Below are 22,800 nucleotides of genomic sequence, written 5' to 3'. Positions count from 1 at the left end.
GCCATGCACCAGCCGCAAACCAATCTGGCCGTTTATGCCGCCCACCCGAGTCACTCCCGCGGCCGCATGTTCGACGAGGCCGGCCCACAGTTTCGCAGCGACTACCAGCGCGACCGCGACCGTATCGTCCATTCCTCCGCCTTTCGTCGCCTGGAATACAAGACCCAGGTGTTCGTCAATCACGAAGGCGACATGTTCCGCACCCGCCTGACCCACTCCATCGAGGTGGCCCAGATCGGCCGTTCCATCGCCCGTGCCTTGCAATTGAACGAGGACCTGACCGAGGCCATCGCCCTGGCCCACGACCTGGGTCATACCCCCTTCGGCCATGCCGGTCAGGATGTGCTCAACGCGTGTATGCGCGACTACGGCGGTTTCGAGCACAACCTGCAATCCTTGCGTGTGGTCGACGAGCTGGAGGAAAAGTATGCCGAGTTCCGCGGGCTCAATCTCACCTTCGAGACCCGCGAAGGTATTTTGAAACACTGCAACCTGGAAAAGGCCAAACGGCTGGCCGAGTTGGGTCAGCGTTTTCTCCACAAGACTCAGCCCGGTCTCGAGGCCCAGCTGGCCAATCTGGCCGACGAGATCGCCTACAACAATCACGATGTGGACGACGGCCTGCGCGCCGGCCTGATCACGGTGGAGCAGTTGTGCGAGATCGCTTTGTTCCGGCGTCAGTACGACGAGGTCAAACGGCGTTATCCCGACATCACCGGTCGACGCATGGTGCACGAAATCATCCGCCGCATGATCAATGACCAGGTCTCGGACCTGATCAATCACAGCCAAGACAATCTGCGCACGCATCGACCTGAGTCCATCGATGCCGTCCGCGCCCTGCCCCAGGCCATGATCTGTTTCAGCGCCGAAATGGACGAGCTCAATCTGCAACTGAAACAGTTTCTGCGCCGCCAGCTATATCATCACTATCGCGTCCAGCGCATGGCCAACAAGGCCGGCCGGGTGATCCGCAACCTGTTCAACGCCTTCATGGATGAGACCGCCATGCTGCCACCGGAACAGTCCCGTCAGTGCCGGCAGCTGGAGGCGGAGCAGGACGAACAAGGCCGTGCCCGCGTGGTGGCCGATTATATCGCTGGCATGACCGACCGCTACGCCATCATCGAGCATGATCGCATCTTCGATCCCTCGGCCCTGACATGAGCCAGGGTATGAGCCAGGGCATGAGTCGGGGCATGAGCCAGGACTGATGCGCATCTACCTGCAATTGCCGCCGTTGGAGGGCAAGCCACCGCGCTTTTACCATCTGTTTTTGCACGCCGATTTGATCGCAGGCTGGACCCTGGTAAAGGAGTGGGGCTTTCAGGGTAGCGGCGGGCGTCTCAAGCGCGAACACTATCCCGATTACGATACGGCGGAGACGGCATTAATGCAAAGCCGCGACACCCAGCTCAAGCGCGGTTATCGGGTTGTGTTCATGGAAGGCCAGCGCCAGTAAAGTCTTTTGTTTTTGCCGTGCTTTTGCCACAATGGCCGCTTCAGAAACAGTATCCCCTATGGCCGAAGATCAGAGTATCACCCCCAGACTGAGCGAACGTTTCTCGGACCTGTTTGGCGCCGATGAACATACCCGGGAGTCCGACATCGACAACTCGTCACATTTCATCTATTTGGAAGAGTCACGCAAGCTCGTTCTGAATAAGCTGCTACACCTGGCCCCCTACAGCGAGGTGTTGTTGCTGCTGGGTGAGCCGGGTGTCGGCCGCACCACCGTGCTCAAAGCCTTTATGCAGCGCGCCGCCAGCACCTGGCGCGTCAGCTTTGTCGGCGCCAATGCCTTGATGGACGGCGAGAGTTTTTTGCGCCGCATGGCCCAGGGCTTTGAGCTGGAGCTGGGCGACGCGGTGGCCGTGGATGATGTGTTGTGGGAGATCGAGCGTTATCTGCAGGCCCTGGGGCGCAGTGGCCGACGCGCCATTATCGTCGTCGATGACGCCCATCTGCTCAGCGACGATGTCATTCTGATGGCGGAAAAGATGCTGCGCGACGAGCGCGCCGATGACGGTTTCAGCCTGGTGCTGAGCATGCGTCAGGAGCAGGGCGTCAAACTGGATCGCTTTGCCGTATTGAAAGAGCGGCTGGCCTACACCATTCGGCTTGAGCCTCTGAGCCGCAAGGAGGTCGACGGCTATCTACGTCATCGTCTCGCCGCCATGGACGCCCAGCCGGACATGTTGCTCACCCCCGAGACCGTGGCGGCCATTCATCACGATAGCGGCGGCCTGCCCGAGCGGGTCGATCGCCTGGCCCATGAGCTGTTGGTCAAACAAAACAAAACCGTGACGCCCGGCGGCGCCAGGAAGCGTCCGTTGTTAACCGTCGGCGCCGTCGTCGTGATCGGTGTGGTCGCTGCGACTGTGTTGTTGTATCAGGATGAAATCAATCGCATGCTCGAGCCACCCGCGCAGCAAAGCGCGTCGCAGGAGATGGCCGAGCAAACGCCGCCGGGCGCTATCGACGATCAAGGGGACGGTGGCAGCGCTGTCATGCGCGGCGAGGCGGTCGCCACGCTGGAGGATGAAGGCGGCTCACCCCTGGACCTGCCCGTGCCCGAAGAAACCATTGTCGGCCAGGCCGAGCAGGCGCCGCCGCCGGCGCACATGGAGTTGGGCACGGTGGGCCAGTCGCAGGTTTCCGCGCCCGAAGCGATTGAGCCCGAGGCCGGCCAAACGCCGCCCGCGCCCCCTACGGAACCGCCCCAACAAACGGCGCGCACCGAGTCCGCTACGCCGGCGCCGCAACCCGCCCCCCAGCTGACGCCGCAAATGCAATGGCTCATGGACCAGCCCGAGGATTATTACACCCTGCAGCTCATGGCCCTGGTGGACCGGGGCGACGTCATCGATTTCGTCGCCCGCCACGGCATCGCCGAGCAAAGCGCGACCTTTCCCATCACCCGGCGCGGCAAGGTGCTGACGGTGCTGGTCTATGGCAGCTATCCCAGTCGCGCCGCCGCCAACCGGGCGGCCGCCGAACTGCCCCGCCCCTGGGGCGTGGGCCAGCCCTGGGTTCGCCGATTCGCCGGCGTGCGTCAGGACGCGGCCGAAGAATAGCCGTTCACGCGCCGTCAACATCCCTATTTTGTTGATATTACTGGGGTTGTCGCCTCGGGGCGAGGGGGCGCCATTGCGTCGTTTCTGCGCTGATTGTATACTCCTGTGCCCTTTTGTGTCTGTATGATGCCATGGCGTTCAACAGGCGCTTAGTACAATCAACCGGTTAGACGTTTGCTTATGGAACAAGGTTTATACCGCCCCGAGTTCGAAAAAGATAACTGCGGGTTCGGCCTGATTGCGCATATGGACGGCGTGCCCAGCCACTGGCTGGTGCAGACCGCCGTGAATTCCCTCGCCTGCTTGACCCATCGCGGCGCCGTGGCGGCCGACGGTAAGAGCGGCGACGGCTGCGGCCTGCTGTTGCGCAAGCCTGATGGCTTTTTGCGCGCCGCCGCCGCCGAGCTGGATATCACCCTGGCGCCGCTGTATGCGGTGGGCATGATCTTCCTCAGCCAGGAGGCCGACAAGGCCGATGCGGCGCGGCGTCAGCTGGAAGCCGAGCTGGGCAAGGAAGGCCTGAACGTAGCCGGTTGGCGCGTGGTGCCCGTCGATCCCTCGGCCTGTGGCGAGGAGTCGCTCAAGAGTCTGCCGCGCATCGAGCAGGTCTTCGTCAATGCCCCCGAAGGTATGGAAGAGGCCGATTTCGAGCGCCACTTATATATAGGTCGGCGTCGTACCGAGAAGGCCATCGAGCCCAATGACCCGGTGTTTTACGTCCCCAGCCTGTCCTGCCGGGTGATTTCCTACAAGGGCCTGGTGATGCCGGCCAACCTGCCGGTGTTTTACAAGGAACTGAATTCCGATACCTTGGAATCTTCCACCGCGGTGTTCCATCAGCGTTTCTCCACTAATACCTGGCCGCAATGGCGCCTGGCCCAGCCGTTCCGCTATCTGGCCCACAACGGCGAGATCAATACCGTCCAGGGCAACCGCTTCTGGTCACTGGCGCGCGGTCACAAATTCGAGACGCCGCTGCTGCCCATGGAGGATATCCGTCCCCTGGTGAGCATGACCGGCTCCGATTCCAACAGTCTGGATAACATGCTCGAGGCCCTGCTGGCCGGCGGCATGGACATCTTCCGCGCCATGCGCCTGCTGGTGCCGCCGGCCTGGCAGAACATCGAGGCCATGGACCCGGACCTGCGCGCCTTCTATGAATACAGCTCCATGCACATGGAACCCTGGGACGGACCGGCCGGCATCGTCCTCACCGACGGCCGCTATGCCGCCTGTACCCTGGACCGTAACGGCCTGCGTCCGGCGCGCTATGTGGTCACCCGAGACCGCCACATCACCCTGGCCTCCGAGATCGGCGTCTATGGCTACAAGCCCGAGGACGTGGTCACCAAGGGGCGCCTCAAGCCCGGCGAGATGCTGGCGGTGGACACGGAGACCGGCACGCTGCTGCTGCCCGGCGACATCGACGACAAGCTCAAGGCGCGCCAACCTTATAAGAAATGGATGACCGACAATGCCCGCCGCCTGGAATCCAGGCTGGCCGGGGAACACGGCCGTTGCAGCGAATACGTCGAGCCGGAGCAGCTCAAGATCTACGAAAAGCTGTTTCAGGTCAGCTTCGAAGAGCGTGACCAGGTGCTGCGCGTGCTGGCCGAATTGGGCCAGGAGGCCGTGGGCTCCATGGGCGACGACACGCCCCTGGCGGTGCTGTCGCAACAGGTGCGTTCGCCGTTCGACTATTTCCGTCAGCAGTTCGCCCAGGTCACCAATCCGCCCATCGACCCGATCCGCGAAAGCATCGTCATGTCGCTGGAAACCTGCTTCGGCCGCGAACTCAATATGTTCGAGGAAACCCCTCAGCACGCCGCGCGCCTGCTGGCGGACTCGCCGGTGCTGTCTCACGGCAAGTACCGACAGCTGCTGGAAATGGACGACCCGGACTACGCCCATGCGCGTATCGAACTCAATCGCAGCGGTCCGCTGAAGCAGGCCATCGAGGCCATCTGTGAAGAGGCAATGGCCGCGGTCAAGGCCGGCAAGACGGTAATGGTGCTGTCCGACCGCGAGATCAGCCGGGACCACATGCCCGTCCATGCCGCCCTGGCCACCGGCGCCGTGCATCACCGCCTCATCGATGCAGGGCTGCGCTGCGACACCAACATCGTGGTGGAGACCGGCGCAGCGCGCGATCCACATCACTTCGCCGTGCTGATCGGCTACGGTGCCACCGCCGTCTATCCCTATCTGGCCTATGAATGCCTGTGTGACATGATCGAGGACGGCGAGATCACCGGTCTGCAGCCGCAAGAGGTGGAACACAACTACCGCAAAGGCATCAACAAGGGTCTGTACAAGATCATGTCCAAGATGGGCATCTCCACGGTCGGCAGCTATCGCGGCGCCCAGTTGTTCGAGGCCGTGGGGCTGAGCAGGGAGGTGGTGGAACTGTGCTTCACCGGCACCACCACCCGTATCGAGGGCACCGGCTTTGCCGACCTGGAGGCCGACCAGGAGATCCTGCAAAAACTGGCCTGGAATCCGCGCAAGCAGGTCAACCAGGGCGGTTTGTTGAAATACATCCACGGCGGTGAGGCCCATGCCTACGATCCGGACGTTGTCGGTACCTTGCAGGCGGCGGTCAACAGCGGCAACTACGCCGACTGGGAAAAGCACGCCGCCCTGATCAATAAGCGTCCGCCGCTGGCCCTGCGCGATATGCTCCAACTGCGCGCGGATGTGGAACCCGTACCGCTGGACGAGGTGGAACCGGCGGAAGCACTTTACAAGCGTTTTGACTCAGCCGCCATGTCGCTCGGCGCCTTGTCACCCGAAGCCCATGAGACGCTGGCCGAGGCCATGAATCGCCTCGGCGGCCGCTCCAACTCCGGTGAGGGCGGCGAAGACCCGCAGCGCTATGGCAGCGTCAAGCGCTCCAAGATCAAGCAGGTGGCCTCGGGCCGCTTCGGCGTCACCCCCGCCTACCTGCGCAGCGCCGAGGTGTTGCAGATCAAGATTGCCCAGGGCGCCAAGCCCGGCGAGGGCGGTCAGCTGCCCGGCCACAAGGTCAACGAGCTGATCGCCGAGCTGCGTTACTGCAAGCCCGGGGTGGGTCTGATCTCACCGCCGCCGCACCACGATATCTATTCGATAGAAGATCTGGCCCAGCTGATCTTCGACCTGAAACAGGTCAATCCCGAGGCCCTGGTCTCGGTCAAGCTGGTGGCCGAAGCGGGTGTCGGCACCATCGCCGCCGGTGTGGCCAAGGCCTATGCCGACCTGATCACCATCGCCGGTTTCGACGGCGGCACCGGCGCCAGCCCGCTGACCTCGGTGAAATACGCCGGCAGCCCCTGGGAGTTAGGCCTGACCGAGACTCACCAGACCCTGCGCGCCAATAACCTGCGCGACAAGGTGCGGCTGCAGACCGACGGCGGTCTCAAGACCGGCGTCGATGTCATCAAGGCCGCCATCCTGGGCGCCGAGAGTTTCGGCTTCGGCACCGGTCCCATGATCGCCATGGGTTGCAAGTACCTGCGTATCTGTCACCTGAACAACTGCGCCACCGGCGTGGCCACGCAAGACAAGGTGCTGCGCATGGACCACTACGTCGGCACGGTGGAAAAGGTGATGAACTATTTCCGTTTCATCGCCGAAGAGACCCGCCGCCTGATGGCCAGCCTGGGTGTACGGACCATGAACGAGTTGATCGGCCGCGTCGATCTGCTCCAGCCCATCGAGGGGAACACCGGTAAACAGCGCCGCCTGGATCTGAGCCCGATCCTGTACGCCGGCAAGCCCGAGCATCCCAATTGCTGCGTGGCGCAGCGCAATGAGCCCTTCGACAAGGGCGAGTTGGCCGAGCGCATGGTGGCCGACGCCCTGTCCGCCATTGAAAACAAGACGGGGGGTGAGTTCAGCTACCGCTTGCACAACACCGATCGTTCCATCGGCGCGCGCCTGTCGGGCGAGATCGCCGTGCGTCACGGCAACCTGGGCATGGCCGACGCGCCCATTAGGCTGCGCCTGACGGGCACCGCCGGCCAGTCCTTCGGCGTCTGGAACGCCGGCGGCCTGGAAATGTACCTGGAAGGCGACGCCAACGACTACGTCGGCAAGGGCATGGCCGGCGGCAAGCTGGTGATCAATCCGCCCAAGGGCAGCGCGTTCGTCAGTCACGAGACCACCATTATCGGCAACACCTGCCTCTACGGCGCCACCGGCGGCACGCTCTACGCCGCCGGCCTGGCGGGCGAGCGCTTCGGCGTGCGCAACTCTGGCGCCACCGCAGTGGTCGAAGGTATCGGCGACCACGGTTGCGAATACATGACCGGCGGCCTGATCGCCGTGCTCGGGGCCACCGGCGTCAACTTCGGTGCTGGCATGACCGGCGGTTTCGCCTACATCTTCGACGCGGACAATAGCTTCGTCGATCGCTATAACCATGAGCTCATCGATGTTCATCGCGTCGGTCCCGAGCACATGGAGGCGCACCGCAACCATCTGCGCGCTTTGATCGAGGCGTTCGTCGCCGAGACCGGCAGTGCCCGCGGCCAGTACATCCTGGACAATTTCAAGGATGTGATCGGCAAGTTCTGGCTGGCCAAGCCGAAGGCGGCCGACTTACAGTCCTTGCTGCGCGATCTGCAGCGCCAGGCAGCCTGAGGCCGACTCCCTATAACCGTTGAGCGAAGTTGAAGCATATGGGTAATACATTTCAATTCATCCAGGTAAAGCGGCGCGACCCGGCCAAGAAACCGGTGGAGATCCGCGTCAAGGAATACCGCGAGATCTACGGCGAGTTCGATCCGGAGCAGGCGGCCGAGCAGTCCGAGCGTTGTCTGGAGTGCGGCAATCCCTATTGCGAATGGAAGTGCCCGGTGCACAACTACATTCCCAACTGGCTCAAGCTGGTGGCCGAGGGCAAGCTGGAGCAGGCCGCCGAGATGTCGCATCAGACCAACTCCCTGCCCGAGATCTGCGGCCGCGTCTGCCCGCAGGACCGGCTCTGCGAGGGCGCCTGCACCCTGAATGACGGCTTCGGCGCCGTCACCATCGGCTCGGTGGAGAAATACATTTCCGACACCGCCTTCGCCCAGGGTTGGCGCCCGGACCTGTCGCAGGTCAAGGATACCGGCAAGCGCGTCGCCGTCATCGGCGCCGGTCCGGCCGGTTTGGGCTGCGCCGACGTGCTGGCGCGCAACGGCGTCAAGGCGGTGGTGTATGACCGCCACCCGGAGATCGGCGGCCTGCTCACCTTCGGCATCCCCGAATTCAAGCTGGAAAAAGAGGTGGTGCGCCTGCGCCGTGAAGTGATGGAAGGCATGGGCATCGAATTCGTACTCAATACCGAAATCGGCAAGCACGTCGATTTTCAGACCCTGGTAGACGAGTATGATGCCGTCTTCCTGGGCATGGGCACCTATACCTATATGAAGGGCGGCTTTCCCGGTGAAGATCTGGCCGGTGTCTACGAGGCCTTGCCCTTCCTCATTTCCAATATCAACAACTGCCTGGGTTACGAACAGGACGCACGCGGCTTCATCGACATGAAGGGCAAGCGCGTGGTGGTGCTGGGCGGCGGCGATACCGCCATGGACTGCAACCGCACCTCCATCCGCCAGGGTGCGGGAAGCGTTATCTGCGCCTATCGCCGCGACGAGGCGAATATGCCCGGCTCCAAGAAAGAGGTGGCCAATGCCAAGGAGGAGGGCGTGCAGTTTCTCTTCAACCGTCAACCGGTGGAGATCGTCGGCGACGGCAAGGTGGAAGGCATCAAGCTGCTCACCACCCAATTGGGCGAGCCCGACGAGCGCGGCCGCCGCCGTCCCGAGCCGGTGCCCGGTTCCGAAGAGGTGGTCCCCTGCGACAACGTCATCATCGCCTTCGGTTTCCAGCCCAGCCCCTCGCCCTGGTTCAGCGACTACGATATCCAAGTGGACGAGCGCGGCCGGGTCAAGGCACCTGAACATAGTGAGTACAAGTTTCAGACCACCAACCCCAAGGTCTTCGCCGGGGGTGACATGGTGCGCGGCTCCGATCTGGTGGTCACCGCCGTCTTCGAGGGGCGCAACGCCGCCGAAGGTATTTTGGATTATCTGGAAGTTTAAAAAGCATTCAACCGCACAGGCCGCCAAGGAGCGCAAACCAATAATACGTCCCGTCAGAATAGATGAAGGAGGCGAGCGGTTTTTTGTGATTGTAAATCAACGTGACAATTTTGGGAGGAGTGCGCAAGGTCGATACTGACGGGGCTGGGATTAAGCAATGAAACACTCTTCGCGACCCTTGGCGTCCTTTGCGGTAAATAAAACATGAGCGAATTGAAAAACGATCGTTTCCTGCGGGCACTGTTGAAACAGCCCGTCGATGTCACGCCGGTGTGGATGATGCGCCAAGCCGGCCGCTATCTGCCCGAATACCGCGCCACGCGCGAAAAGGCCGGCAGCTTTATGGACTTGTGCAAGAATGCCGAGCTGGCCTGCGAGGTCACCCTCCAGCCGCTGGATCGTTTTCCGCTCGACGCCGCCATCCTGTTTTCCGACATTCTCACCATCCCCGACGCCATGGGCCTGGGGCTGCGCTTCGCCGCCGGCGAGGGGCCGGTGTTCGACAAACCGGTGCGCAGTGAGGCCGATGTGAAAAAACTCTTCGTCCCCGATCCCGAGGGCGAACTGCAATACGTGATGAATGCCGTGCGCACCATCCGCCAGGCGCTCAACGGTCGCGTACCCCTGATCGGCTTTTCCGGTTCGCCCTGGACCCTGGCCACCTACATGGTGGAAGGCGGCGGCACCAAGGACTACGCCAAGGTGAAGGGCATGATGTTTGATCGCCCCGATCTTATGCACAGGCTGCTGGACACCGTGGCCCAGTCGGTGACTTCATATCTCAACGCCCAAATCGCCGCCGGTGCCCAGGCGGTGCAGATCTTCGACACCTGGGGCGGCGTGCTGACCCCGCGTGATTACAAGGAATTCTCACTGCGCTACATGCAGCAGATCGTTGACGGCCTGAGCCGTGAAAACGACGGCCGCCGGGTGCCGGTGATCCTGTTCACCAAGGGCGGTGGTCAGTGGCTGGAGGCCATGGCCGACACCGGCTGCGACGCCCTGGGCCTGGACTGGACCATCGACGTCGGCGCCGCCCGTGCTCGCGTCGGCGACAAAGTGGCGCTGCAGGGCAACATGGATCCGTCCACGCTCTATGCCGCGCCCGAGCGCATTCGCCAGGAGGTGGCCATCATTCTCGAATCCTACGGCAAGGGTTCCGGTCATGTCTTCAATCTGGGTCATGGCATTCACCAGCATGTGAACCCGGATCATGCCGGTGCCTTTGTTGAAGCCGTGCATGAGTTGAGCGCCAAATATCATAATTAATCCGCAAAGCGCCGCTCTTTGTTAAAGAGCACCCGGAGGGCATAAAGGGTTGGGAAAGATTTAAGTTAAAAGCTCCGAACCATTAAATCCCCCTCAATCCCCCTTTAAGAAAGGGGGAGGTTGTGTATCAGGGCTTTATCGACGTTCTTCGGGGATTGATAATGACGGTGAACGGAGGCACGTAAGGCTCCCCTCTTTTCTAAAGAGGGGCTGGGGGAGATTTAAAGCTAAGCGCTCCGAACCATTAAATCCCCCTCAATCCCCCTCTAAGAAAGGGGGAGGTTGTGTGGTAGGGCCTTATTTGCGTTTATTCGCGGACTGAAAATCAAACAGAGGTAACAACCAATGATGCCGGAAAAGTTCGACAAGCTGCGTGACATGGAAACCTTCACCGAGGGCCTGATGAACCGCATCTTCGCCTTTCAGGAGAAGCAACATCCGGCCTGGGACGAGAGCAAGCCGTTTCCCCAGCGCATCGGCGCCATTCCGCTGCACAACTTGATGTTCAGCAATCCGGATCGCGATCCCAAACTGCTGGGTCCGACCATCGCCCACTATTATCCGCTGCGCGAGGAAAACCGCGCCCTGGTGTATTACGCCAAGCAGGTGGCCGAAGATCCCGTGGTGCTGGATGTGCATGCCCGCAATGGTTTCATCGGCAGCCTGCTGGCGCGCGAAGGCGTGAACGTGGTCGGCCTGCGCGATCCCTTGGAGAAGCCCAACCAGATCGCCAACTTCTACGATCCCACCTGCTACGACATGCGTGAAGGCGGCCTGGCCGACGTGGATTTCCCCATCGATGTGGCCTTTTCCGCCTGGATGCCCTCCGGCAAGAATTTCACCCCCGATATCGTGCGGCTGAAACCAAAGCTGATCATTTATGTCTATACCGAACATGTGAATGAGTACAGCAAGCTGTGGCAGACCGGTTGCGCAGCGGCCTTTAACGACCTGCCGGACAACTACCGCATCGTCGACGAATGGTCCATTGCCCGGCCGGCAAATCTGCTGCAGGAGGCCTGGCCCGATCTCGCCGCCAGCATCGAAGAGACGCGTTATGTGCGCATCTTCGCCGATCAATCGGTGCCGGAGATTCCCCAGTATGCGCCCGAGCAGATGGCCGAGCCTTATGACTGGGAGGCTGAGTTGGAAATGGCCCTGCTGACCATTGAGGCGAAGCAACATCTGCGTTCGCGGGGCATCGCCGTCTAGGGCCGCACGCTTCACCCGGGTCTGCGTGCCCCTCGGCTTGCGCCTCAGAAGACATAGTCACCACCACGATGTCCGTCGCTCCAAGGCGGCGCCTAGCAACGCGAATCCTGCGCCTGCTGGCGGGATCCCGGTGAGAATGCGGTCTGGCGTCGCGGGCCGGTCGGCCGCGTTCACGGATATGTTACGCTTGGCGCATAAGCGATTATATCGGTTGGTAAAAATCACTGGGGAGTGAGGAGAAGCTAAGGCATGGATCAAAAGCCGTTTCGTACTTTGACTCTATGGACAATCTGGGCCAGTGCCGCAATGGCGATCTACCTGACCTTGTATCGGGATACCGAGGTCTGGGCCTTTATGGAGATTGATTCCAGTCGTATCACTTGGTTGATTCTCGGGCTGTTCGGTCTCGGCCTGTTGGGCAGTTTCGTGTTGACCATCATGGTGACCCAGGAATCCTATCGTGCCGCACAGTTGGACAAAGTGGCGCGCGAGGGTGGGCTCAAGGCCATCACTGTGCACTCCATGAAGCATGCCGCTGATCGTTTCTTCAAGTCCATCCAATCCACTATCGACAGCAAGGGCCAGCCTGAGGTCGAGACGCTGCTGAACGTCGAGCTGGCCTCTTACGAACGCATCGGCCACATGGTGGAGCTGGTGGGCAATCTGCTCATCACACTCGGGTTGATCGGTACCGTCATGGGCTTGACCCTGACCCTGACCGGTCTGACCGGCTCGCTCGAGGCCCTGGGGCATGACCAGGAGATGCTGCTGCAAGGCCTGCGCACCGCCATGGCGGGCATGGGCACGGCCTTTTATACAACCCTGTTGGGGGCGGTGCTGGGCGGCGTGCTGCTACGCATGTTCGCGCAGATCAACCTGCACGGCGTCGAAGGTCTGCACGATAATCTGCTGCGCATCTGCATGATCTATTGCTCGTCCGATTACGCCCAGACCATGGAGCGTGACGTACGCCATTTGAATAAAGAGATCGCCTCGCTGGAGGCGAACATCCGCCGTCTGGAGCAGGCCTTCGGCAGTTCGCACCTGGCCATGAGCGATTTTCGCAGTGAGATCAACCGTCTCAGCGAAGACAGTGAGGACGAAGAGACCAAGCCCTTGCATGTGCTGATTCAGGAACACCGTGCCTATTGCAACGCCCTGCGCGACGAAATGCGGATGTTGGCGTCCATGAACAAACCGTTCTTGATTCGACTGCGCGATCTGTTTCGCCCCAAACTTTAGGTTGGTATGAAGATCAGACGTCGATCAGGTGGTACCAATGTGCATGAAAGTTTTGCCGACATCGCCTTGTTGATGTTGGCGACGTTCATCTTTTTGCTGGTCACCATTCTCATCACGTCCAAGATGCAGGAGACCGTGCAGGTGCCGCGGCTGCAAAAGGAGGTCCAGGCGCTTAAGGACGAGATCAAGGAGATGGAAAAGGACAATAGCCGTCTTAACCGCGAGCTGGGTCAGATGGCGGGTATGAGCATGGAGACCCAGGTCGAGGCCATATTGGAGAGCGTCGGCCTGAACAGCGGCATGGGGCGCCACGACTTCGATCTGTTCGTCAAAGGTATTAAGGACCTGCCCGGTAAGGACATGCACCTGGTGGTGGATGCCACCGGCTCCATGCACGGCGCCGCCACCTTTCTGGTGCCGCTGTTGCGCGTCATCGTTATCCGTTCGGGCAAGGAGTTGTCGGCGGTGACCTGGTTTTCCGATAATGAGGCCGAAACCTATCAGGGCACCATGGGCGAGATGTTCGACGCCTTCATGAGGGGTGCACCGTTTATCGGCAGCAACGAGACCATCGGCGATGCCTTTGTCAAGGCGGAACAGAACGCGAGCGTGCCGGGCGCCTACGTGTTGATGGGGGATGAACCTTCGGACGATCGCATCTATTATCTCGATATCCCGGCGCCGGTGTTTACCATCCCCATCGGCAAATCCAACCCCAGTACCCGCTATCAGTACGAGACCCTGGCCAACAAGACCGGTGGCAAGATGCTGGAGCTGAGCCTGCAGTAAGTGTCTGTTGCAGGCCTTTGCCTGCCCGGTGAGAAATGGGGGCTAGTGAATCTCGGCCAATAACTGACCCATCAGCGCCTCCGCCTGGCTTAGATAGCCGCCGCCGAACAGATTTAAATGGTTCAGCACGTGGTACAGGTTGTAGAGTTTCTTGCGCAATTCATAACCCGACTCCAGCGGATAGGCCTCTTCATAGGCCTGATAAAAACGGGCGTTGAAGCCGCCGAACAGTTCGGTCATGGCCAGATCGGTTTCGCGGTCACCGTAATACACCGCCGGGTCGAAGATCACCGGCGTGCCGTCGGCGAGGAAGGCGTAGTTGCCTGACCACAGGTCGCCGTGCAGCAGCGCGGCACTGGGGATGTGGCCGGCAAAAAAGGCCTCCATATTGGGCAGTAATTGGTCGCCCAGTTGTTGCAGCCGGCCACCGTGGCCGTTGCCGGCGGCGAGCCGCAGTTGGAAGCGCAGACGTTGCTCGCGCCAGAAGTTGACCCAGTCCTTGGACGGGGTGTTGCGCTGCGGCGTGGAGCCGATGGTGTTGTCGCGGTGCCAACCGTAGTGTTCGGCATAGCCGCGGTGCATTTCGGCCAAGTCATGGCCCAGCTGCTCGTGGCTGGTGGTGTTGCCTTGGCCCAGTGACAGCTGTTCCAGCACCAGGTAGGACTGTTCGCCGGAGACACCGCTGCAGATCACCGCCGGCACGCGGATGGACTCGCTGGCGGCGATCTCGTTCAATCCCGCCGCCTCGGCCTCGAACATGTCGGCCAGCTCGGCGCGGTTGAGTTTGACAAAGTAACTGCGTTCGCCGTCGCGTACCGTGCTGGTGGTATTGATGCAGCCGCCGCCGCCGGCCTGTTGCTCGCGGCAGTGGAAAGGCTCGCCGGTGGCGGCGCTGATGTCGTCGGCGATGTCGGTCCAGAGTGACATAGATATTCAGAGTATAGCGGTTCGCCGCTGTGTGACAAACATCCATGTTGTCCGCGACGCTTGATTATTGCCACGCTACCCGACTGCGCCTACTATTAGGTTAAAGCGTTAAAAGATAATCATCGGCACAGGGAAGGAGACGGAAATGTACCTAAAAGAAAAGAAATCAGGCGATTTAGTGGAAGTGCTGGATCTACAATTGCTCGTCAACCCCAATGAGGACGCGGTAAAAGGTCGTTTCCATGCCGGCGAAGAGATGGGCGATGCGCGCAGCTTCGCCAAGGCCGAGCTGTGTTTTCCCTCCAACGAAGCCCTGCCCGAGTGTTGGGTGAATCCGGAGTACCGGGCCTGAGCGACTCGCCTGAACCGTGATAGGCCAAGGGTGAGACAGTGTGTCGCGCTATGGTCGTATTCTTGATAACGCCCCCATCGTTTCAGTCCTCTACGCCACGGCGGTGGCCGCCCGGTGAGAATGCGGGCTAGTCGCGGTAGTTGCGCCAGCGCGCGGTGAAGCGGTTGAGCCAGATATCCACCCGGCCCCAGAACGACTCCTGCAGGCGGTGGTACCAGGGGCGGCGGCGCCAATGTTCATACGTGATCTCGCTGCTGTCGTCGAAGTCGTGTTCGAACATGTGTTTTAATTCTTCGGCGAAGTCTTGGTCGTCGATCTCCTGGTTGGCCTCCAGGTTCCAGAGCAGATTCCAGCGATCCAGATTGCTTGAGCCGATGGAGCACCATTGATCGCACAAATGGGCCTTGGTGTGGTTAAAGCGCGGTTGGTATTCGAAAATGCGCACGCCATGTTTGAGCAGATTGTAATAGAAACGCCGCCCCGCATGCCGGATGCCGGGATGATCATTGTGGGGGCCGGGCAGCAACAGGCGCACATCCACCCCGCGCCGCGCCGCCTTGCGTAGGGTGCGGCGGATTTTCCATGACGGCACGAAATAGGCGGTCGAGATCCAGACCCAGTGCTCGGCCGACTTAAGGCGCTTGAGCAAGGAGCGCTTGATTTCCTGACGGCCGGACGACGTATGGGTGAGGCTGACCCGCCCCAGCTGGGGTTGATGCGGTGCATGTTCCCGCTGGGATATATGATTAAGAACCCCCTGCTCTGCGTTTTGCAGCGGCCAGGTTTCGACAAACAGGCCTGCCCAGTCCGCGACACAGGGTCCACGAACCTCCACCATGACGTCGTGCCAGGGATGCTGGCCGGCATAGCGCTCATCGAAGGCGTCGGTGAGCCCGGCGCCGCCGACAAAGGCGATTTGCCCGTCTACCAGCAATAACTTGCGATGATCGCGAAACAGTATGCGTCCCAAACGACCGTAATGCATGGGGTTGTAGTAACACAAGGCGATATTGGCATGTTGCAGCCTGTGCCGGTCGTGTCTGTTGATGCCGCCGGCACCGAAATCGTCCACCAGTATAAAGACCTTGACATCGCGCCGGGCGGCGGCGAGCAAGGCGTCGATGAACTGGTTGAAGAGTTTTCCCGATTCCACCAAATACATTTCCAGGGCGACAACATGGCGCGCCCGCTGGATGGCCTTTAGCATGGCGGGAAAGAAATTGCCGCCGTCCACGTGTAAGCGGAAGCGGTTGCCGCCGCGCCAGGGAAAATGATAATGGTGACTGTCGGAATGCTTGGCCATGAGAGCGTATGATTTAAGCACGAAACCACGGGCGCGGCCAGGCGCGGGCAAGCCCTGGCGCGCGGCAGCTGCGAAGGTGAAAATAAGGCGCCAACAGCCGGGAATAGATGTGATAATTTAGCGCCATGGGGAAAATTGTCGACGCCTTTTGGAAGATTTGCCTGTTCCGGCAGGGGCCGCAGGATTTGCCGGCCTCCAGCGCCTTGATGTTGCTCGGTATGTTGGCCTACGCCGCGACCAGCGTGTTCGTAGGTTTGCTGAATCTGTCACCCGTGGTGGCGCTAGTGTCGGGTGTTTTCGACATGGCACTGGTGGCCGCCATGACCCAGTTGCTGCTATGGATAAGGGAGTTGGGGGCGCGCTTTCAGCAAACCTTTACCGCGCTGATGGGCACCGGGGCCATCCTCGGGCTATTGGCCCTGCCCTTATTGTATATACAGTTGCAGGTGGGTGAGCAAGCGGCCTTGCTGCCCTCTGTATTGATATTGGCGTTGGTGGTCTGGAATCTCGCCGTGGTCGGCCACATCCTGCGCCATGCCATGGGCGCGCCGTTTTTCGTCGGCCTGCTGCTGGCGGTGGTGTTTATGTACGTGTCGGTCAGCGTGATGCGTTCCTTGTTTGTCACCACAGGCTAAGCCCTGGAACCACCTCGGCGCCGGCTTCGTTTACGCCCTTTAACAGACGTTTGAATATGCACATACACATATTGGGAATCTGCGGAACCTTCATGGGCGGTATCGCCATCCTGGCGCGGGAGATGGGATATCGTGTCACCGGTGCGGATGCCAATGTCTACCCGCCCATGAGCACCCAGCTGGAAGAGCAGGGCATCGGCTTGCAGCAAGGCTATGATCCCGCGCCCTTGGATCCGCCCCCCGATATGGTCGTCATCGGTAACGCCATGTCGCGCGGCAACCCCTCGGTGGAATACGTGCTTGAGCGCGGACTGCCGTATATCTCGGGCCCCCAGTTTCTGTCGGATTACATTCTCAAAGATCGCTGGGTATTGGCGGTGGCCGGCACCCACGGCAAGACCACCACCTCGAGCATGCTGGCTTGGATACTGGAATACGCCAAGCTCAGCCCGGGCTTTCTTATCGGCGGCATTCCCGCCAACTTCGGTATCTCGGCGCGCCTGGGCGATGCGCCGTTCTTCGTCGTCGAGGCCGATGAATACGACACCGCCTTTTTCGATAAGCGCTCCAAGTTCGTGCACTATCAGCCACGCAGCTTGATACTCAACAATCTGGAATTCGATCATGCCGACATCTTCGAGAATCTGGATGCCATCAAGACACAATTCCACCATCTACTGCGTATCGTGCCCGGCAACGGCCTGATTATTGCGCCAGTGGATGACCCCAATCTGGCCGATGTGATCAAGCAAGGGTGTTGGACGCCGCTGGAATATTTTGATGTCGCCGGGGTCGAGCAGCCCGAACGCAATATATGGAATGCCCGCGATGTGGCGCAAGACGGCAGCAGCTTCGCCGTCTACTGGGGTGACGAGCATGTGGGAGACGTCAATTGGAGCCTGTTCGGTATGCACAACGTGCACAACGCCCTCGCCGCCGTCGCCGCAGCCCGGCATGCCGGGGTGATCGCCCATGAAGCCGTGGCGGCTTTAAACGAATTCAAAAACGTTAAGCGGCGCATGGAAGTGTGCGGCGAGGTCAACGGTATCACCCTGTATGACGATTTCGCCCATCACCCCACCGCCATCAATCTCACCCTCGAAGGCCTGCGCGCCCGGGTGGGCAGCGCAAAGATCATCGCAATTCTCGAGCCCCGCTCCAACACCATGCGCATGGGGGTGCACGCCAATGCCCTGGCACCGTCGCTGGAGGCGGCCGACGAAGTGCTGTTCTACGCCCCGGCCGATCTGGCTTGGGACTTGAGCCAAGTGGTGGCCGCCATGGGCGACCAGGCCAAGTTATTCGACGACGTTGCCGAGATCGTCAAGCATGTCGCCGCCGAGGCGCGCCCCGGCAACCATGTATTGGTGATGAGCAATGGCGGCTTCGGCGGCATTCACCAGAAACTGTTGGCAGCCTTGGGATAACATATGAGTACACGCAACAGCATCGCCCTGGCCATGACCGGCGCCTCCGGCGCCGCCTACGGCCTGCGCCTACTGGAATGCCTGGTCAAGGCAGGTGAGCAGGTGCATCTCATGATCTCCAGACCGGCGCAGATCGTCATTGCCATGGAGACCGACATCAAGCTCTCCGGCACACCCAGCGAGATGCAGCAACAATTGAGTTCACGCTATGGTGCCAACGAAGGACAGTTGTATGTCTGGGGCAAGGATCAATGGGGTTCACCCGTCGCCAGCGGCTCCGGCGCACCGCGGGCCATGGTGGTCTGCCCCTGCACCAGCGCCTTTCTCTCCGCCGCCGCCCATGGCGGCAGCGCCGACCTCATGGAGCGTGCCGCCGATGTCGCCATCAAAGAACGGCGCAAATTGATCCTGGTGCACCGCGAGACACCGCTGTCGGCAATTCATTTAGAGAATGCGTTAAAACTCGCGCATCTTGGCGCCACCATTCTGCCGGCCAATCCGGGCTTTTATCAAAACCCGGAGACGATTGATGATCTGGTGGATTTTGTGGTGGCCCGCATCCTCGACCATCTCGATATCGAGCATGAGTTGTTGCCGCGTTGGGGCGAAAAATAGGGCGCTGACGGCTCTTTGATCTCCTTGCCACCCAATAGCGCATTTAGTGGACTGATGACTGCATTACCGCCGCGCTTCAATACGTGGGTGTAGATCTGGGTGGTGCGCACATCGTTGTGTCCCAGCTGCTCCTGCACCGTGCGAATATCCATGCCACGTTCCAGAAGATGAGTTGCAAAGGAGTGGCGAAAGGTGTGGCAGCTCGCCGGCTTGTGTATCCCGGCCTTGCGTATCGCCCGTTTGACGGCCCGCTGTAATGTTTTCTCATCAACATGATGGCGTCGTTCGATACCGGATCGCGGATCGATACCGCGCTGAGTCGATGGGAACACATATTGCCAAGCCCACTCCCGAGCGGCATGGGGATATTTTCGATTTAGGGCATAGGGCAGATAGACCGCGCCAAAGCCTTCCCGTATATCCTTTTCGTAGGTGTTCTTCACCGCCGCCAAATGCCTGCGCAGGGGAAGGGTCAGATCGTCGGGTAGGGTGACCACACGGTTCTTGTTGCCCTTGCCGTCAAAGATGTAGATGGCGCGGTGATCGAAATTGAGATTCATGACGCGCAGCCTTAAACACTCCATCAAACGCAAGCCCGAGCCGTACATCAGGCAAGCGGCCAGCCAGTGCCAACCGTTAAGCTCGCGCAACACGGCGGTTACCTCCGCCATGGTAAATACCACGGGTAGCTTAGTCGCCTTTCTCGGTCGCGCAACGCCATTGATCTGACCCAGCGGCCGCTCCAATATGACTTTGTAGAGGAAATTGAGTGCGTTGAGTGCTTGCTTTTGGGTGGCGGGTGCCACATTCCGTTGATTAGCCAGAAAGGAAAGAAAACGGGCGACATCCGATTCATCCAGTTCGGACGGATGCCGCTTCTTGTGGAAGAGGATAAAACGCTTTATCCAGTCAATATAGACCGTCTCCGTACGAATACTGTAATAACGACTGCGCATCGCCGCGGCGATCGAGTTCAGAAACGGCGACCCATAATCAGATGTGTTGCCCATATTGACCCCCAAAGGTATCGATACTGGTATTTTATACAGTATAGGAGGGTGTTTGATAAATGCAACGGGGTTATGGGACAAAATGTCTCATAACCCCGGTGTCTGTGCATTCGTGGATTGCCTAAGAAGGAATGGGAGAGTAGATAACTATATGATTATTATTAGGGTGGACATAGAGGAGGTTGATATACCATATTGCTTTAAGGGTATACTCTGTGAGGGTTATAGGACACTTTGGGGTATTTAATCGCACCAAAGTGACTTCTAATTAAAATGTTGAACTAAACCGCTTACGCGGGGCTTTTTCCCTTCGATTTACCGCACCATAATTTCCATACTTATCTCCACCCCATCCCGGGGGTTAACCCAGGAGATAAGTCATGACCCCACTACGTCAAAAAATGATCGATGCCATGCTGGTGCGTGGTTTTGCGGTGCGGACACAACGCAGTTATCTGGATGCCGTGATTCAGCTGGTGAAGTATTACCGCTGTTCACCCGAGCAGTTAACGACAGCGCAATTGCAGGACTATTTTCTCTATCTGGCGAAGGAACGGCAACTATCACCGGCGACCTGCCGGTTGTATTTGAATGCGATCCGCTTTCTCTACCTCAAGGTGGTGGGCTGGGACGAGATGGCGTTGGAGATCAATACGCCCAAACGCAAGCAACGCATCCCCGACTTGTTGAGCTGCGACGAGGTGGCGCGGCTGCTGGCAGTGGTGGAGAACCGCAAACACCGCATGATGTTGACCACCTGTTACGGCTGTGGTCTGCGGGTCAGCGAGTTAGTGGCGCTGCGGGTCAGTGACATCGATGGCGAACGCGCTTTGTTGCGCGTGACCCAAGGCAAGGGCGGCAAAGACCGACAGGTGCTGCTTTCCCAATCGTTGCTGCATCTGTTGCGCCGTTACTGGTCTGTTTTCCATCCTACGACGTGGCTCTTCTATGGCCGCAGTCCGTTGACGCGCCTGAGTATCACCACGGCGCAGAAGGTGTTTCAGGCAGCCAAGCAAAGGGCGGGAATAGAAAAGGTCGGCGGCATCCACAGCCTGCGTCACGCCTATGCCACCCATCAGCTGGCGGCGGGCATGCCGCTACCGCAACTGAAAGCAATGCTGGGACACGGCGACCTGCACTCGACCATGCGCTATCTCCACTGGGTACCGCAATACACCAAAGCTCATGGGACGGACCTGATTCAAGGATTGGAGGTGGGTCATGAGTAATGTCTCAATGCAATCCATCCTCGCCACCCATCTGGACCACTATCGCCAACATCATACGCTTACCCCACAACAGGCCCGGGCCTGTCATCGCATCGGGTTGTGCCGTAGCGCCGCCTTGGGCGGCGAACAGGTCCGCTGCAGCCAATGCGACTTCGAACAATACCGCTACCACTCCTGTCGCAACCGCCACTGCCCGCAATGTCAGCGCAATGCCAGTGAAACCTGGAGCCGGCAACGCACCGCCCAACTACTGCCGGTGCCCTATTTTCACCTGGTGTTCACCTTGCCGCATCAGCTCAACCCTTGGGTCGACCTGCACCCCGAGGTGATCTACCGCCTGCTGTTTCAATGCGTCTGGTCGACCCTCAAGACGTTCGCCAACGACCCCAAACGGCTCGACGGCGACCTCGGCATGATCGCCGTCCTCCATACCTGGGGCCAAAACCTCAGCCGCCATATCCATCTCCACTGCCTGATCCCCGGCGGCGCCTGGAACGAAGAGACACAGCAATGGCACCCGGCCAAGAGCAGCTACCTCTTCCCGGTGCGCGCCCTGTCACGAAAATTTAGAGGCGCGATGGTCAATGCCTTGAGGAAATCACGTCAAGCGCAGGCGCTGCATCGCCTCACGGATGACAAACACTTCAACGATACCCTGAAACAACTCATGCAGACCGACTGGGTGGTCTACACCCAAGCCAACATCCAGCGTCCCGAGACCATCATCAACTACCTCGCCCGCTACACTCACAAGATCGCGATGGATAACCACCGTCTCATCGACAGCGATGACCAGCATGTACGCTTCCGCTACAAAGACTACCGCGACCACGACAAGCACAAAATCATGCAGCTCGAGCATGGCGAATTCATCCGCCGCTTCCTGCAACATATCCTGCCCGACGGCTTCATGCGCATCCGCCATTACGGCATTCTCGCCAACCGCTGTCGGCAACAGCGAACCGACTCCATCAAGCACGCCCTGGCCGTCACGGCTGAACTCGATGTAGATACGCGCGATCAAGACAGTCCTCACAGCCCGGCGCCTATTCCACCCGCGGCAACGGTCTGTCGCTGCCCACGCTGCAAAAACGGAAGACTTGTCATCATTGCAACGCTGTTGCCCCAACGACGACGAGAGGTGACCGATTAACCCTAAACCCAATATTACAGCCGGCTGATGTTTATACAGGGCAGAGCCCCCTGGGGCTGCACGCGTCAACACCCAAAACAGACGGCATTTCAATCACCAGAAGACCGAGTCGCGTATGAAAAATTACCTTGCCAATTCGATATCGAGCTGAAAAGAGTCCCAACAAAACCACATAATGGGCTTGGTTTCCATGGCCCGACAAAATACAATCCCCTATATATGACAGTCGTGGCGCCGCGGCTTAGTCCAACAGACATTTATACGCCATGCGCGGCACGGCGTATAAATGCTTAGATGTTAGGCCAATTAAAAATGGAATTCGAGTTTAAATGCACATCTTGTGGTGAAGTACACAGAGGTATTCCAACCTTCGGTGCGGATAAACCATTGAGCTATTATGAGGTTCCAGAAGAGGAACGAGAAGAACGCTGTGATTGTGGTTCTGACGATTGCGTGATTGATGAAAAGTGGTTTTTTATACGTGGTTGCATT

General features: G+C 59.6%; 18 protein-coding genes. 15 read left to right on the top strand and 3 right to left on the bottom strand.

Going from position 1 to position 22,800, the window contains the following annotated elements; all coding sequences use genetic code 11:
- The first annotated feature begins 3 nt into the window (after window positions 1–3).
- The 9 genes from Tel_14155 (at window position 4) to Tel_14115 (ending at window position 13,657) form a co-directional block, all read left to right on the top strand.
- Window positions 4–1,167 (top strand): deoxyguanosinetriphosphate triphosphohydrolase, encoded by a 1,164-nt coding sequence (locus tag Tel_14155; GenBank protein ID ALP54189.1) that lies wholly within the window; start codon window positions 4–6, stop codon window positions 1,165–1,167.
- Between the two features lie 46 nt (window positions 1,168–1,213).
- Window positions 1,214–1,462, top strand: coding sequence for a hypothetical protein (locus Tel_14150; GenBank protein ALP54188.1), 249 nt, complete (start codon window positions 1,214–1,216; stop codon window positions 1,460–1,462).
- A gap of 58 nt (window positions 1,463–1,520) precedes the next feature.
- Window positions 1,521–3,077 (top strand): hypothetical protein, encoded by a 1,557-nt coding sequence (locus Tel_14145; protein ALP54187.1) that lies wholly within the window; start codon window positions 1,521–1,523, stop codon window positions 3,075–3,077.
- A gap of 180 nt (window positions 3,078–3,257) precedes the next feature.
- Window positions 3,258–7,700, top strand: a complete 4,443-nt coding sequence (gltB, locus tag Tel_14140; protein ALP54186.1) for a glutamate synthase — start codon at window positions 3,258–3,260, stop codon at window positions 7,698–7,700.
- Window positions 7,701–7,738: 38 nt separating this feature from the next.
- The gene (locus tag Tel_14135; GenBank protein ALP54185.1) at window positions 7,739–9,145 is read left to right on the top strand and encodes a glutamate synthase; all 1,407 of its coding nucleotides are present in this window, start codon (window positions 7,739–7,741) and stop codon (window positions 9,143–9,145) included.
- Window positions 9,146–9,349: 204 nt separating this feature from the next.
- Entirely contained in the window at window positions 9,350–10,414 is a 1,065-nt protein-coding gene (hemE, locus tag Tel_14130) for a uroporphyrinogen decarboxylase (protein ALP54184.1), read from the top strand.
- Between the two features lie 345 nt (window positions 10,415–10,759).
- Entirely contained in the window at window positions 10,760–11,626 is an 867-nt protein-coding gene (locus tag Tel_14125; GenBank protein ALP54183.1) for a hypothetical protein, read from the top strand.
- 306 nt (window positions 11,627–11,932) lie between these two features.
- On the top strand, window positions 11,933–12,868 hold the full coding sequence (locus tag Tel_14120) for a hypothetical protein (protein ALP54182.1): 936 nt from the start codon (window positions 11,933–11,935) through the stop codon (window positions 12,866–12,868).
- 6 nt (window positions 12,869–12,874) lie between these two features.
- Window positions 12,875–13,657 (top strand): hypothetical protein, encoded by a 783-nt coding sequence (locus tag Tel_14115; GenBank protein ID ALP54181.1) that lies wholly within the window; start codon window positions 12,875–12,877, stop codon window positions 13,655–13,657.
- Between the two features lie 42 nt (window positions 13,658–13,699).
- Here the strand turns inward: Tel_14115 and Tel_14110 are convergent, their stop codons facing one another.
- Entirely contained in the window at window positions 13,700–14,584 is an 885-nt protein-coding gene (locus Tel_14110; GenBank protein ID ALP54180.1) for a hypothetical protein, read from the bottom strand.
- 145 nt (window positions 14,585–14,729) lie between these two features.
- On the opposite strand from Tel_14110, the gene Tel_14105 reads away from it, so the two are divergent.
- The gene (locus tag Tel_14105; protein ID ALP54179.1) at window positions 14,730–14,936 is read left to right on the top strand and encodes an acetyltransferase; all 207 of its coding nucleotides are present in this window, start codon (window positions 14,730–14,732) and stop codon (window positions 14,934–14,936) included.
- A gap of 127 nt (window positions 14,937–15,063) precedes the next feature.
- On the opposite strand, the gene Tel_14100 is transcribed toward Tel_14105, so the two are convergent.
- On the bottom strand, window positions 15,064–16,239 hold the full coding sequence (locus Tel_14100; protein ALP54178.1) for a hypothetical protein: 1,176 nt from the start codon (window positions 16,237–16,239) through the stop codon (window positions 15,064–15,066).
- A 125-nt stretch (window positions 16,240–16,364) separates the two neighbouring features.
- Between Tel_14100 and Tel_14095 the strand changes: the two genes are divergently transcribed.
- The 3 genes from Tel_14095 to Tel_14085 are packed head-to-tail and all read left to right on the top strand — an operon-like array spanning window position 16,365 to window position 18,916.
- On the top strand, window positions 16,365–16,874 hold the full coding sequence (locus Tel_14095; protein ID ALP54177.1) for a hypothetical protein: 510 nt from the start codon (window positions 16,365–16,367) through the stop codon (window positions 16,872–16,874).
- 56 nt (window positions 16,875–16,930) lie between these two features.
- Window positions 16,931–18,301, top strand: a complete 1,371-nt coding sequence (locus Tel_14090) for a UDP-N-acetylmuramate:L-alanyl-gamma-D-glutamyl-meso-diaminopimelate ligase (protein ID ALP54176.1) — start codon at window positions 16,931–16,933, stop codon at window positions 18,299–18,301.
- 3 nt (window positions 18,302–18,304) lie between these two features.
- A complete protein-coding gene (locus Tel_14085) occupies window positions 18,305–18,916 on the top strand; it encodes an aromatic acid decarboxylase (GenBank protein ALP54175.1) in 612 nt (203 codons plus the stop codon).
- Here Tel_14085 and Tel_14080 read toward each other — a convergent pair.
- On the bottom strand, window positions 18,811–19,926 hold the full coding sequence (locus Tel_14080) for an integrase (GenBank protein ID ALP54174.1): 1,116 nt from the start codon (window positions 19,924–19,926) through the stop codon (window positions 18,811–18,813). The two genes, Tel_14085 and Tel_14080, sit on opposite strands and share 106 nt — an antisense overlap.
- Before the next feature lie 380 nt (window positions 19,927–20,306).
- Between Tel_14080 and Tel_14075 the strand changes: the two genes are divergently transcribed.
- Both Tel_14075 and Tel_14070 read left to right on the top strand, forming a co-directional pair.
- The gene (locus Tel_14075) at window positions 20,307–21,155 is read left to right on the top strand and encodes an integrase (GenBank protein ID ALP54173.1); all 849 of its coding nucleotides are present in this window, start codon (window positions 20,307–20,309) and stop codon (window positions 21,153–21,155) included.
- On the top strand, window positions 21,148–22,308 hold the full coding sequence (locus Tel_14070; GenBank protein ALP54172.1) for a transposase: 1,161 nt from the start codon (window positions 21,148–21,150) through the stop codon (window positions 22,306–22,308). The genes Tel_14075 and Tel_14070 overlap by 8 nt, the downstream gene beginning before the upstream one ends.
- Window positions 22,309–22,800 lie beyond the last annotated feature (492 nt).

Source organism: Candidatus Tenderia electrophaga (genome assembly GCA_001447805.1).
Lineage (GTDB): Bacteria > Pseudomonadota > Gammaproteobacteria > Tenderiales > Tenderiaceae > Tenderia > Tenderia electrophaga.
Note: the sequence above shows the minus strand (reverse complement) of the source record. Positions and strands in the feature narration are given on the sequence as shown.

Bases quoted from the DNA above. Each gene is read 5' to 3' on its own strand.
- Tel_14155 (ALP54189.1), top strand. From the start codon at position 4: ATGCACCAGCCGCAAACCAATCTGGCCGTTTATGCCGCCCACCCGAGT.
- Tel_14150 (ALP54188.1), top strand. From the start codon at position 1,214: ATGCGCATCTACCTGCAATTGCCGCCGTTGGAGGGCAAGCCACCGCGC.
- Tel_14145 (ALP54187.1), top strand. From the start codon at position 1,521: ATGGCCGAAGATCAGAGTATCACCCCCAGACTGAGCGAACGTTTCTCG.
- gltB (ALP54186.1), top strand. From the start codon at position 3,258: ATGGAACAAGGTTTATACCGCCCCGAGTTCGAAAAAGATAACTGCGGG.
- Tel_14135 (ALP54185.1), top strand. From the start codon at position 7,739: ATGGGTAATACATTTCAATTCATCCAGGTAAAGCGGCGCGACCCGGCC.
- hemE (ALP54184.1), top strand. From the start codon at position 9,350: ATGAGCGAATTGAAAAACGATCGTTTCCTGCGGGCACTGTTGAAACAG.
- Tel_14125 (ALP54183.1), top strand. From the start codon at position 10,760: ATGATGCCGGAAAAGTTCGACAAGCTGCGTGACATGGAAACCTTCACC.
- Tel_14120 (ALP54182.1), top strand. From the start codon at position 11,933: ATGGCGATCTACCTGACCTTGTATCGGGATACCGAGGTCTGGGCCTTT.
- Tel_14115 (ALP54181.1), top strand. From the start codon at position 12,875: ATGAAGATCAGACGTCGATCAGGTGGTACCAATGTGCATGAAAGTTTT.
- Tel_14110 (ALP54180.1), bottom strand. From the start codon at position 14,584: ATGTCACTCTGGACCGACATCGCCGACGACATCAGCGCCGCCACCGGC.
- Tel_14105 (ALP54179.1), top strand. From the start codon at position 14,730: ATGTACCTAAAAGAAAAGAAATCAGGCGATTTAGTGGAAGTGCTGGAT.
- Tel_14100 (ALP54178.1), bottom strand. From the start codon at position 16,239: ATGGCCAAGCATTCCGACAGTCACCATTATCATTTTCCCTGGCGCGGC.
- Tel_14095 (ALP54177.1), top strand. From the start codon at position 16,365: ATGGGGAAAATTGTCGACGCCTTTTGGAAGATTTGCCTGTTCCGGCAG.
- Tel_14090 (ALP54176.1), top strand. From the start codon at position 16,931: ATGCACATACACATATTGGGAATCTGCGGAACCTTCATGGGCGGTATC.
- Tel_14085 (ALP54175.1), top strand. From the start codon at position 18,305: ATGAGTACACGCAACAGCATCGCCCTGGCCATGACCGGCGCCTCCGGC.
- Tel_14080 (ALP54174.1), bottom strand. From the start codon at position 19,926: ATGGGCAACACATCTGATTATGGGTCGCCGTTTCTGAACTCGATCGCC.
- Tel_14075 (ALP54173.1), top strand. From the start codon at position 20,307: ATGACCCCACTACGTCAAAAAATGATCGATGCCATGCTGGTGCGTGGT.
- Tel_14070 (ALP54172.1), top strand. From the start codon at position 21,148: ATGAGTAATGTCTCAATGCAATCCATCCTCGCCACCCATCTGGACCAC.